Annotated in this window: 10 protein-coding genes; 6 read left to right on the plus strand and 4 right to left on the minus strand. The window is 60.2% G+C overall.

Annotation, left to right across the window (positions count from 1 at the left end):
• Nucleotides 1-13: 13 nt before the first annotated feature.
• Entirely contained in the window at nucleotides 14-1,312 is a 1,299-nt protein-coding gene (locus tag CI601_RS04530; protein ID WP_121914467.1) for a GntP family permease, read from the minus strand.
• A gap of 200 nt (nucleotides 1,313-1,512) precedes the next feature.
• Here CI601_RS04530 and CI601_RS04535 point away from each other — a divergent pair, with 200 nt between their 5' ends.
• Nucleotides 1,513-2,715 carry a sugar diacid recognition domain-containing protein gene (locus tag CI601_RS04535; RefSeq protein ID WP_121914468.1) on the plus strand — a complete coding sequence of 401 codons (1,203 nt, stop codon included), beginning with the start codon at nucleotides 1,513-1,515 and terminating at the stop codon, nucleotides 2,713-2,715.
• Here the strand turns inward: CI601_RS04535 and CI601_RS04540 are convergent.
• Together CI601_RS04540 and CI601_RS04545 are read right to left on the minus strand one after the other, a co-directional pair.
• Nucleotides 2,712-3,431, minus strand: coding sequence for a DUF4391 domain-containing protein (locus CI601_RS04540; RefSeq protein ID WP_121914469.1), 720 nt, complete (start codon nucleotides 3,429-3,431; stop codon nucleotides 2,712-2,714). The two genes, CI601_RS04535 and CI601_RS04540, sit on opposite strands and share 4 nt — an antisense overlap.
• Nucleotides 3,432-3,538: 107 nt before the next feature.
• Nucleotides 3,539-4,480, minus strand: a complete 942-nt coding sequence (locus CI601_RS04545; RefSeq protein ID WP_183129752.1) for an AraC family transcriptional regulator — start codon at nucleotides 4,478-4,480, stop codon at nucleotides 3,539-3,541.
• 199 nt (nucleotides 4,481-4,679) lie between these two features.
• Here CI601_RS04545 and CI601_RS04550 point away from each other — a divergent pair, with 199 nt between their 5' ends.
• The 3 genes from CI601_RS04550 (at nucleotide 4,680) to CI601_RS04560 (ending at nucleotide 7,443) form a co-directional block, all read left to right on the plus strand.
• Nucleotides 4,680-6,092: a sugar porter family MFS transporter gene (locus CI601_RS04550; RefSeq protein ID WP_121914471.1), complete on the plus strand. Its 1,413-nt coding sequence runs from the start codon at nucleotides 4,680-4,682 to the stop codon at nucleotides 6,090-6,092.
• On the plus strand, nucleotides 6,092-7,126 hold the full coding sequence (locus CI601_RS04555; RefSeq protein ID WP_259465316.1) for an alpha/beta hydrolase: 1,035 nt from the start codon (nucleotides 6,092-6,094) through the stop codon (nucleotides 7,124-7,126). Before CI601_RS04550 ends, CI601_RS04555 begins: the two co-directional genes overlap by 1 nt.
• 113 nt (nucleotides 7,127-7,239) lie before the next feature.
• The gene (locus CI601_RS04560; RefSeq protein ID WP_121914473.1) at nucleotides 7,240-7,443 is read left to right on the plus strand and encodes a hypothetical protein; all 204 of its coding nucleotides are present in this window, start codon (nucleotides 7,240-7,242) and stop codon (nucleotides 7,441-7,443) included.
• A 75-nt stretch (nucleotides 7,444-7,518) separates the two neighbouring features.
• Here the strand turns inward: CI601_RS04560 and CI601_RS04565 are convergent, their stop codons facing one another.
• Nucleotides 7,519-8,889: a sugar porter family MFS transporter gene (locus tag CI601_RS04565; protein ID WP_121914474.1), complete on the minus strand. Its 1,371-nt coding sequence runs from the start codon at nucleotides 8,887-8,889 to the stop codon at nucleotides 7,519-7,521.
• 323 nt (nucleotides 8,890-9,212) lie between these two features.
• Between CI601_RS04565 and CI601_RS04575 the strand changes: the two genes are divergently transcribed.
• Together CI601_RS04575 and CI601_RS04580 are read left to right on the plus strand one after the other, a co-directional pair.
• Nucleotides 9,213-10,169 (plus strand): nucleoside hydrolase, encoded by a 957-nt coding sequence (locus CI601_RS04575; RefSeq protein ID WP_121914476.1) that lies wholly within the window; start codon nucleotides 9,213-9,215, stop codon nucleotides 10,167-10,169.
• Between the two features lie 51 nt (nucleotides 10,170-10,220).
• Complete coding sequence (locus tag CI601_RS04580; protein WP_121914477.1) at nucleotides 10,221-11,609, plus strand: MFS transporter; 1,389 nt, start codon at nucleotides 10,221-10,223, stop codon at nucleotides 11,607-11,609.
• Nucleotides 11,610-11,635: the final 26 nt, after the last annotated feature.

The raw sequence follows: 11,635 nt of genomic DNA on the forward strand, positions 1-11,635 counted from the left end.
CTGACCCGTCGTTTCAGAAGACCAGATAGACCAGCATGGCCACCAGGGTCATGGTCAGGCCCACCAGGAACTCGAAGGGGACCACCTTCATCCGCTCGCCCAGGGTCATGTTGATGGACTTGGCGGTGACATGGAAGTAGTTGCCGTGGGGCAGCTGGTCGATGACCGTGGCGCCTGCCTGCATGGTGACAGCAGCAGCCACCCCCGAGGTGCCGAAAGCCAGGATGGACTTGCCGAAGGAGCTGCTGCCCAGGATGACGCCCGTGGAGGTGGAAGCGGTGGCGGCAGCCATGAGGATGCCGGCGATGGGGGCCAGCATGGAACCGGGTACGCCCATGGCGTGGATGAGGTTGACGATCTGCTTGGGCAGGTCGGAGCTGGTGATCAGCCCGCCCAGGGCTCCGGCTCCGATCAGGATGAGGACCACGTCCACCATGCGCTGCAGGCCGGCACTGGTGTATGTGAGGATTTTGCCGCCTTGTCCCATGGCCAGCAGACCCAGGATGGATGCCAGGGGCAGGATGTACATGGCATCCACCTGGAACCGCTCCAGCAGGCCGATGTGCAGAATGGAACCCACGGGGTTGAGCAGGAGCAGGACTACAGCGGTGATTGGGGCCACCAGGGAGCGACCCAAGGAAGGCAGATCCTTGTCCTTGGAGGCTTTAGCTGCATCCTCGCCAAGGTCGTCCATGGTGACGATCCGCCCGCGATGTTGCATGATGGTGGCCAGCAGAACGGCCATGGCCAGTCCGCATAAGGCTGGGATGAAGCTGCCGATCATGACAGCCGAGGGCTGTACGTGGAATCCCGAGGCTACCGCGATGGTGTTGGGGTTGGGCGAGATGATGTTGCCGGCCTTGCCGCCGCCAGACAGGGCGATCAGCAGAGCCAGTTTGGAGATCTTGAGCCGGCTGCCAACCTCGATGGCGATGGGTGCCACAATCAAGACGGCCACGGGGATGAAGACTCCGACGGCGCAGATGATCATGGTTGCCAGGGCCAGCGAAAGGATGGCCATGCGCTCGCCCAGGCCGTCCACGATGGCTCGGGCTATACGGTTGGCGGCGCCGGACTCCATCATGACTCCTGCCAGCACGCCAGCAGCCAGAACCCGGATAACCGTGCCCATGACGCTTTGAGAGCCAGCCACCACGATGTTGGCGGTCTGGCCCAGGGAGGCGCCCCCGATCAGGCAGCCTACGATGGCCCCCAGCATGAGCGCATAGGTGGTGTTGAGTTTCCTGAGAATGAGGATGATGGCCAGGGCCAGACCCAGCAGGGCGGCCCACCATGACAAGGTAATGTCCATGTCGGTTCCTTTGATCCGTATCTTGTGCCAAGGACCATGCTTGGCATCGTCATAGATGCCAGACCAGCAACGATCCTTTAGCTTTTCTCACTATCAGTGTGGCTCTGTCAAGCTCTTTTTGCCAGGTCACCCATACTTGAAAAGCGAAGGATGGTGTGCGAAAAAATGGTTCATGTACCATATTTGTCAGGAGGCGAGCCATGACCATAGATCCTGCGACGGCGCAGACAATCGTCGACAACCTCAAGGATGTAATCGAGTACAATATCAATTTCTTCGACACTGAGGGAACCATGGTGGCCAGCACTGATGCCTCGCGCATAGGCAGCTTCCATGGCGCGGCCCGCCAGGCGGCCGTTGACGGTCAAACCGTTGCCGTGGATCGTCGGCATCCTTATAAGGGAGCCCAGGACGGGGTCAATGTGCCGGTAGTGCTCAATGACGCAGTGGTGGCGGTCATCGGGATCACCGGCCCCGTGAACAGGGTGAGGGCTCTGGGCGGGATCATCGAGCGCATGACCGGGCTCATGCTCTGCGCCAACATGGAGCAGATTGCTCGATTCAACAGGCGGATCATGACCAGTAACCTGGTCAACCTGCTGACCTTGGAGCACAAGGACAATGAATTGATGAACGCCTTGGCCCTGGCCCTTGATCTGGACTTGTCAGGTCCACGGCTGGCTCTGGTCGGCAGGGCTCCAGGAGTCCGGTTGGAAAGGCTCAATCAGGATCGGCTCTACGAAAAACTCTGCAAGACGTGTCTGTCCTTCGGGGTTCCCCTCTTCGCTGTAAGTCCCAGGGACTTTCGCATCTATGCGCCGCAGATGGGGCAGGCCGAGCTTGATGATTTCGTGGCCGCTTTACGGCAGGCTCTTGCTGGTGCAGTCGGCTCCCAGGTGGTGTTGGGTGCGGGGACGATCCAGGCGGATCCGGACCAGTACTGGCGCAGCTACCGGCAGGCATGCATCGCAGCGCGATGGGCCGGATTCACTGACAATGACCAGCGGTATAGGTACGAGCAGATGGGCGCGGGGCTGCTGATCACCTCAATGCCCACTGAGCAGTGCCTGGCCTTTGTGGAGCAGGTCTTTGCAGGCCTGGAGCCGGATCGCATTGAGCAGTTCGACAGGGTCTTCAGCGCCTACACCCGGCACAACGGTAGCATCACCCACGCCGCCCAGGAGCTTTTCATCCACAAGAACACCATGCAGAACCGGCTGGATGCTCTGGCGAGAGAGACAGGCTACAATCCCCGTCACCTGAGCGATTATCCCATTCTGGCCGCAGCCTTCGAACTTCGCAAATACTTAGCTTACAAGGATATTCCCGACGAAAGTGCAGAGTTGAGCGACCGTCCTGAGACTGCTGACCAGCCTGGCGGGACGATAGACTCTGTGTCCTAATCCTCCGCCACCTGGTCATCGGCGGAAAGCTGCTTCAGCTCGGCACGGACCTTCTGGAGCTTGGCGAAGGCTGTGTTGCGGTCCTGGGTGGTTTTGGCCCGGCCGTGGTCTCCTGATAGCTTCGCTTCCTGGGCCTTGAGCAGTTCGATGCGCTCGCGAACGGCGAGGCGTCTGTCCAGATCCGTACCGTCAGTCTGGTCCAGGGTCACCTGGGCGCACAGGCTGTCCCAGAGCTGGTCCATATCGTCGCCGGCCAGGGTCAGATTGGTCTCATCGGCAGGGCGGGGTCTGCCCAGGTGGAGCGTGTGCCTGGTCTCATGACCGGCCTTGGTGGGCAGGGCCCGGCGGACGGCCGGCGTGCAGACGAGACCCTCTTCACCTTGGTGAATGGTGATGAAGACCATGCCTGAGGAGCGCATGGTAGCGATATGTTCCAGCACATCCTCCGGCACATCAGAGGTCTTCAACCCGATGGCCATGACCAGCACCTCATGGCAGTGCGCGCCATCCGTTACAGGGACGGTACCGGGCCGCAGCAGGGCCAGCATGACGATCCTGTCGACGCTGGTGGAGAAGTGCTGACGCAGCCGTGAAGAGACGGGAGGTCGCGTGGTAAAAGCTCTTATGGGCAGTTCCCCTTTGGCTGCCGGAATGGCGGTGGTGGGCGGCAGGCCCAGGGAGAGCGCGGACACGCCTTCGTAGCTTGCGATTGTCATCCTTGGCCTTTCTGTCGCTGTTTCCGTTATTCTACCGGCAGGAGCGCGATCAAGGGCAAGAGTGTCCGTTTGCCGGAGTTTGGCCCATTGCCCATCGAGCAAACATTTTATGAGGATTGTTGCTGGTCCCGTAGATTGTCGCCGTTCGTCGGTAACGCTGTTTGATCGATCTGGAGATGCTCCCTTCGATATTGCCGGGGCGTAATCCCGTACTCACGAGTGAAGGCTCGCGTGAAACTGGTCAGACTGGGGAACCCGGCATCGGCGGCTATGCCCGATATGGGGCCATTGGATCGATCCATGTTGGTGCGTGCCTCGGCCAGTCTCAATTTGGTCAGATAGGACTTGAAGGTGGTGCCAGTGGTCTTTCGGAATAGGCGGCTGAAGTGTTCTCTGCTGTAGCCGAAGTAGGCTGCCACGGTCCGTTCCGTCAGATTCTCCGCGTGGTGGTTGGCTAGATAGCCAAGGATCTGTCTGGTGACATTGCGCCCTGACCTGATTGATTCCGGCGGTCGCACACCGATGGTGAACCTGGTGTACAGCAGGTGCAGCAACTGAAAAAGTGTGGCATTCAGCAGAAAGGCCGAAGCCGTGTCCTGCTGCTCATACAGGCTGCCGATCCTGATCATCAGATGGTCCAGATTCTTTCGGTCTTCCACGTTGGCATTGGGAGCGGAGAGCGAGAAAAGAAATCTATCGGCAAAGGGGTAAATCCGGCCGACGACTTCATTGTTAAAGGTGACTGAGATGATTTTGACCATACCTTGGCTATGGTCCACCGTGCGACCCTGATGCATCTGATAGGGGCTGATCAGCAAACTGTCGTTGTCGCTGAGCATGTAGTGCTGGTCTTCGACCTGGAAGGTGCCGCCCCCACGGATGATATGGATTGCTTCCAGACCCTGATGCCAATGGGCACTGACCAATTCGTCGTTGTCGTGATGAACGATGACCAGTCCCGGATAGCCCTCTGGATAAATGTCCTCTTCCAAGAAGTCAGGGCTGATCACCGTGTTGTACTGATGGGAGCTTTGTGGACGCTGCGGCATAGTACATCTCCTTTCCGTGGAAAGCAGTCTGTACATTATTTCATTTTTGACAGGCAGATAGGTCACAAAATGTCACATTCGGGTCACCGATTGCCATTCTCTAACCCGTGGACATGCATATCGTAGTTATAACGATGTGTCATGCTACAAAGGAGTGACCGTGTCACAAAATAACAATCAATCATCATTATCTGGTGATGTGACGGAAGTGCTTGATCCGTCTGTGCGACGCCGCATCATTCTGGTCTGTCTGGCAGGGGCAACAGGGGGATTGCTGTTCGGCTACGACACCGCAGTGATCAACGGGGCCGTGGATTCCATCGCCGGCACAAAAGCAGGTTTCGGCCTGAACAGCTTCATGAGCGGTATGTCCGTATCGGCTGCCCTCTTGGGCTGCGTAATCGGTGCCTGGTTCGCCGGCAAATTGGCTGACCGATTTGGTCGAGTAAAGATCATGCTTTCGGCTGCTTTGCTCTTCGTGGTCAGTTCAATAGGGTCGGCCTTCGCTCCGGAGATATGGAGTTTCCTGCTCTTCCGAATCATCGGCGGCATTGGTGTGGGCTTTGCTTCGGTGGTCGGCCCAGCCTATATCGCTGAGGTTTCTCCCACCAAAATGCGTGGATTCCTGACCAGCTTCCAGCAGTTCGCGGTGGGCATCGGCATGTTTGCTTCCGTCATAGTCAACAATGTGCTGGCCAAGAGTTCGGGCGGAGCTGACCAGGCTCTGTGGTTTTCAGTGCCCACCTGGCGGTGGATGCTGCTGATGATGCTGGTCCCTGCTCTGATCATGCTGGTTGTCTGCTTCAAGTTGCCCGAATCGCCCCGGTACCTGGTCATGAAAGGACGCGATCAGGAGGCTGCCGACCTGCTCAGGCAACTCAACGGCACTCGGGATCCGCAGGCAAAGGTGGCTCAGATAAGGCTCTCGGTCGGCAGCGAGACCACCCCCCGCCTGTCCGACCTGCGCGGACGCACCTTCGGCCTGAAAAAGGTGGTCTGGATAGCCATTGCTGTGGCGTTGTTCCAGCAATTCAACGGGGTCAACATCATTCTTTACTATGATTCCAGCCTTTGGCGATCCCTTGGTTTTTCTGAGCAGCAGGCATTGAACATCTCGGTTATCCGTGCGTTTGTCGCGTTCATCCCCATGATCGTTTCCATGGCCCTGATTGACAGGATCGGCCGGAGAAAGCTTCTGGCCTTCGGTTCCGCCGGTATGGCCATTTTCCTCCTTATCGCTACTTTCGGTTTCTACCATGCCCAGGTCACTGCCGCGGGCCTGTCCTTGAAGGGTGTGTGGGCGCCGCTTACTCTGGTAGCGGTCTACCTCTTCTACTTCACATTCTGTGGCACCTGGGGGCCGGCTATGTGGGTGGTCATTGGTGAGATCTTCCCCAACAATATCCGTGCCATGGGCGTGGCTGTAGCAACAGCCTTCAACTGGATCGGGAATTTTTTGGTGTCCACCTCCTTCCCATGGCTGCGGGATGTGATCGGCACTGGCAACGTATATTTGCTGTACACCGTCTTTGCGGCGTTGAGCCTGCTGTTTGTTCTGAAGGTTCTGCCAGAGACCAACGGCGTAGAGCTGGAAGATATGAAGGCTGAATGATGAGCAACGATGCAGAGATGACCGTAACCGACGAGGAACGTGAACTCCTGGAGGGCTGGACCGAGGTTGACGGGGACCTGGAGGGCTGCAGTGCCGATATAGCCAAGACCGTTCTGAGCTCTCGGCTGACCTTTGGGCGCATGGATGCTCCCCGTTCCCGTCACTGGCAGGTGCCCGAGAGGGTGGACTGCCTCAACGACATCGCCTATGTGGACGACGGTCTGCGCGCCCACAAGCTGGACCTTTACCTTCCTCATGATGCCCTGCTGCGCAACGGCAGGGTAACGCCGGTCTATATCGATATCCACGGCGGCGGATTCATGTATGGCTACAAGGAGCTCAACCGAAACTTCTGCACCCACCTGGCCCAGCGTGGCTTTGCGGTCTTCTCGGTCAACTACCGGCTGATCCCCAGCACGGACTTCATGGGCCAGTTGAGCGACGTGCTGACTGCTCTCACCTGGATCAAGAATCACTTGGAGGCGTATCCGGTTTCGCCTGATCGGATCTTTCTGACGGGAGACTCGGCCGGAGGCACCCTGGCACTCTATACGCTGGCCGTGGAGTCTGATGATCAATTTGCGCAAAGGCTGGGTCTGAAGCCTGCTGGTCTGCAGCCTCGGGGTGCTGCTTTCGTCTCAGGCCTGCTCGATCTGACCCCTTACTTATCGGTGGATCTGGAAGACTTCCATCCGACTGGTTCGCCCACCGATGACCTGACAAGGGTCGCACCATCCTTCTTCAGGAGCTTCGTGCAGGCTGGGGGCGACCGGGTGGCCGACCTGACGACCATGGTTGATATGGTCCACCTGCCGCCGGTATTCATGAACACCAGCGCCGACGACTTCCTGCAGGGCGATGCACTCAAGATGGCCGAGATTCTGTGCAGGAAGGGCCGCGACTTCGAGTTGCATGACCTGCGGCCCAACCGTCTGCAGACCCTGGGGCACGTCTATCCGGTGGCCATGACCTGGCTGGAGGAGAGCCGGCAGGCCCTGGACCAGATCCACGATTTCTCCTACGACCTGATTTGAGCCTCTGTGCGCGCCCGGTTCATCCGGTCGCTGGCTATGATGGGAGGAGAAAGGTGGGCATCGATGGCGCAAGGCCCCCGGTGTCTGCACCGCCGCTTACAGAGGAGTGATTCATGGACGAGAAGACCTTGGTAGAGAAGCTAGGCAACCTGGAGACCATCGACCAGCTGGTTGATCTGTCCAAGGAGATCGGCCAGCCGCTGTCGTACAACGACGCGGACCAGCTCTTCGGCAGGATCAACCAGTGCAAGAATGACGTCGCACAGCTGGGCGGCGACACCATCGCCAAGCTGGCCAAGAAGGTCTTCAACATCTGAGGCATCAGAATCTGAGGTATCAGATTTCATAAGGGCGGGCCGTTGTCCGGTTCCGCCCTCTTTTTATGCCCGATTTCATGCCTGGTCCCGGGCCTCCTGCTCGATCTGGGCCAGGCTCTTGCCTCGGGTCTCGGGCACCATGATCCAGGCGAACACCAGGGCGCATACATTGATCAGGGCGAAGAGCAGGTAGGTGCCGGTGCCGCCCAGCCGGGCCAGGAGGGTGGGGAAGACCAGGGAGAGCCCGAAGTTGGTCAGGTTCATGGCCACGTTGGCGTAGCCCATGCCGCGGCTCTTGATCTGCTGGGGGAAGATCTCGGACAGGAGCAGCCAGGTGACCGGGGCCACCAGCCCCTGGACGAAGACCACATAGATCATCATCATGCCGATCATGATCCAGGCGGCCGTCCGTGACCCGCTGCTCGGGGCTCCGACGAATCGGTAGCAGACCCCGATAGCGGCCAGGAAGACGATAGTGCCTGCAAGTCCTACAGCCAGAATGACGCGGCGGTCGAAGCGGTCGATCAGTCCCAGCCCTCCGATGGTGGCCGCTACGGCGGAGACCAGGATGACGGGCACGGTGGCGATCATTGATAGTGAGGGGTCGAAGCCCAGGGTATCAGTGAAGATGGTCGGCGCGTAGTAGTTGACGATGTTCAGTCCGGTCAGCTGGTTGATCATGGCCACGCCGATGCCCACGATCAGCACCCGCCGCAGCCAGGGGGTCTTGAAGCTGGGGGTCTTCGCGCTCGCCGGCTGCGACAGCTTCTGCATGGTCACCCGGGCCTCTGCCTGGTCGCGGGTGGACTGAAGGAAGGCTGCTGCCTGGTCCGGCTCGCCTCGGCGGATCAGGTGGGCCGGGCTGTCATGCAGGAAGCAGGCCAGCAGGGCCAGCAGGATGGCCGGAGGCACTAGGGCCCAGAGCATGGTCCGCCAGTCGGCACCCATCCGGTCCAGGATGGCGTTGACGCTGACCGCCAGCAGCTGCCAGACCACGATCATGACCGAGTTGACCGAAACCACCCGTCCGCGTTCCGCCGTGCCGACCATGTCGGCCAGGTAAATGGGCACGATGGTGGAGGTCATGCCGATGCCGGCTCCGATGATCAGTCTTCCCAGTCCCAGCAGGGCCAGGCTGGGGGCCAGGGCGCTCAGCAGGGCTCCGGGGATGGCCAGCAGGGCGCCGGTCAGGATAATGTGCTTGGGGCCGAAACGGTCGTTGAACTTGCCTGCCAGGTAGGATCCCAGTGCGGCGCCTATCAGCAGGGCTGAGGTGACCATGCCCTGTTCTCCGGCCGTCAGGTGTCCGCCCGAGCCGGAGCCCAGGTTCATATTGACCAGCGCTCCGGAGATGACGGTCAATGTATAGCCGTAGAGGCCGCCGGCCAGCACGCCCAGGGCGGTCATCAGTTGCAGGTTGCGCCGCCGTCCTTGAATCGCGGTCATGGGTTCCCCTTTCGCCTGTTCATCCGGGCTGAATCAGAGTCATCATAGGCACCTGGGGGACCGGTCCGTCGATCCGGCTCGCCATTGTGGACAGGGCAATCGGCCGGAAGAAAACCAGCTGTTGGATTCGCTGTCTGGATTCGTCATCCGGGCCCTGGTCGCCGGCTACATGAACATTTGAGGATATTGTCCACGACTTGCGCATGTCATGGGCAGCGAAACTGCTCAATTTCGCATATGATAAACAAGCATTCACCACAAGGACATCGTGGATGCATACGGCCATGGTTCCATACAGCCATGGCAATGAAAGGAAACATTGTATGCGCAAGCTGATTCTGGATCTGGACACTGGTGTCGACGACACTCTGGCTATCTCCTATGCCCTGGGCAGCCCCGAAGTTGAGCTGATCGGCATAACCGGAACCTATGGCAACGTGCTGCTGGAGCAGGGCATCCGCAACGATCTGGCCATCACCGACCTGCTGGGCCACCCCGAGGTCAAGGTCTACCCGGGCCTGCCCCACGCATCCAAGGCGGACTCTTTCCAGGTGCTGCCTGTCTCCGCCTTCATCCACGGAGAGAACGGCATCGGCGACGTGGCCATCCCCGACTCGGACCGCAAGGCGGAGACGCAGTCGGCCGTGGACTTCATCATCGATGCGGTCAACACCTATGGCAAGGATCTGGTCTACGTGCCCACCGGCCCCATGACCAACATCGCCGCCGCCCTGGCCAAGGAGCCTGACATCGCCCAGCGCATCGGCTCCATCGTGCTCATGGGCGGGGCCCTGACCGTGCCGGGCAATGTGGACGCCTGGCAGGAGGCCAACATCTCCCAGGATCCGGACGCGGCCGACGTGCTCTTCCGCTCCGGCGCGCCCGTGACCATGGTCGGCCTGGACGTGACCCTGCAGACCCTGCTGACCTACAAGGAGACCGCCCGCTGGCGGCAGCTGGGCACCGCGGCAGGCAACTTCCTGGCTGACATGACCGACTTCTACATCAAGGCCTACGAGACCACCTCGCCCCACCTGGGCGGTTGCGGCCTGCACGATCCGCTGGCCGTGGGCGTGGCCGTGGATCCGACCCTGGTCACCACCCTGCCCATGAACATGAAGGTGGAGACCGAAGGCGCCACTCGCGGGCGCACCATCGGCGACGAGCAGCGGCTCAACGACCCGAACAAGACCATGCGCGTGGCCGTCGGCGTGGACGTGCCCCGCTTCCTGGACGAGTTCATGACCCGCATCACCAAGCTGGCCTCCCAGGCTGACTAAGGTCCGTCATCCCCGGCAAGTTCACGCAAGAGAAAGAGTATTGAAGACATCATGTCCGAAAAGCAATCCACCGAGGATTCGACAGCAGTACGATCGCTGATCCTGCTGCTGATCACCTTCGTCCTGGGCACCCTGTGCCTGCAGGGCTTCAACCTGGTCTTCCAGCAGGTCGGCAAGGACGCCGGCGCTCCCGATCAGGCCTCGCTGATCACGGCCCTGCCCAGCATCGTCCTGGGCATCGTCTGCTTCATCTACGGGTCCCTGGGTGACTTCGTATCCCTGCGCAAGCTGGTCACCTTCGGCCTGTGCATACTGTTCATAGGGTCCGTGTACGGATACGTGGCCAACACGATCATGGCCCCCAACATCTGGAATGTGATCGCGGCCCGGCTGCTGCAGACCGCCGGCGAGCAGGTGGCTGGCTCGGCCTACCTGGTCGTGGCCACCAAGTACCTCAAGCCCTCCCTGAAGGTGATCTTCTTCGGCATCTTCACGGCCGGCTACCAGGTGTCTGCAGCCATTGGCATCTTCGCCGCCGGTCTGCTCAGCTCCATAGCCTGGCAGTACCTCTTCCTGATTCCCGCGGTCACCATCATCTTCCTGCCCATCCTGCTCAAGAGCCTGCCCACCGGCGGCGGCAACGGCGAGAAGGTGGACTGGCTGGGCTTCGTCATCTTCGGACTGGCCACGGCCCTGCTGACCCTCTTCTTCTCTTACACGGCCTGGTGGCTGCTGGCGGCCTCCGCTGTCTGCTACCTGATCTTCGCCGTATACATCAGCCGGGCCAAGAGCCCCTTCATCACCCCGGACTTCTTCCGCAACAAGCGCTGGCTGATGGGCATCGGGCTGATCCTGATCTTCTACTTCATGAACTACTGCATGTCGCCCATCTTCAACGCCATCGGGCGTGACGTCTACAAGGTGTCGACCACCACGGTCTCCCTGCATGTGGTCTGGGCCTTCCTGGTGGCCGCTGTGCTGGGCACCACCTCGGGCGCCATCGTGGACAGGATCGGCCGCAAGACCGCCATCATCATCGCCGCCTGCCTGATGATCCTGGGCTTCGCGGGAACGGCTCTGGTGGTCAACTCCGGCCTGCTGGCCCTAACGCTGACTGCCTGCGTCTACTATGCCGGCGTCGGCCTGATGTATTCGCCCATCGTCTCCACCGTGCTTGACACCCTGCCCCAGGACCAGTCGGGCCGCGGCGTGGGCATGAACGACCTGGTCATGAACGTGACCGGCTCCATCGGCATCGCCATCATCGGCGGCCTGATGGGCAAGCCCAGCCTGGAGGGCTTCAGCATCATGGGCGCCACCGGCCCGGCTGCCAACTACAGCAACCTGTTGCTGATCGGAGCTGCCGTGTCCCTGCTGGGTCTGGTCGTGTATTTGGCCTGCAAGAAGACCATCTACGCCACGACTGCCGACCAGCAGTAGAACAGTTGCAGTCGACCGTCCGAGTG

Origin of the sequence: Bifidobacterium sp. wkB344, from assembly GCF_003688305.1 — a bacterium.
Lineage (GTDB): Bacteria > Actinomycetota > Actinomycetes > Actinomycetales > Bifidobacteriaceae > Bombiscardovia > Bombiscardovia mizhiensis.

Coding starts and splice junctions, on each gene's coding strand:
- CI601_RS04535 (WP_121914468.1), top strand. CDS start 1,513: ATGACCATAGATCCTGCGACGGCGCAGACAATCGTCGACAACCTCAAG.
- CI601_RS04560 (WP_121914473.1), top strand. CDS start 7,240: ATGGACGAGAAGACCTTGGTAGAGAAGCTAGGCAACCTGGAGACCATC.
- CI601_RS04565 (WP_121914474.1), bottom strand. CDS start 8,889: ATGACCGCGATTCAAGGACGGCGGCGCAACCTGCAACTGATGACCGCC.
- CI601_RS04580 (WP_121914477.1), top strand. CDS start 10,221: ATGTCCGAAAAGCAATCCACCGAGGATTCGACAGCAGTACGATCGCTG.
- CI601_RS04555 (WP_259465316.1), top strand. CDS start 6,092: ATGAGCAACGATGCAGAGATGACCGTAACCGACGAGGAACGTGAACTC.
- CI601_RS04530 (WP_121914467.1), bottom strand. CDS start 1,312: ATGGACATTACCTTGTCATGGTGGGCCGCCCTGCTGGGTCTGGCCCTG.
- CI601_RS04540 (WP_121914469.1), bottom strand. CDS start 3,431: ATGACAATCGCAAGCTACGAAGGCGTGTCCGCGCTCTCCCTGGGCCTG.
- CI601_RS04545 (WP_183129752.1), bottom strand. CDS start 4,480: ATGCCGCAGCGTCCACAAAGCTCCCATCAGTACAACACGGTGATCAGC.
- CI601_RS04575 (WP_121914476.1), top strand. CDS start 9,213: ATGCGCAAGCTGATTCTGGATCTGGACACTGGTGTCGACGACACTCTG.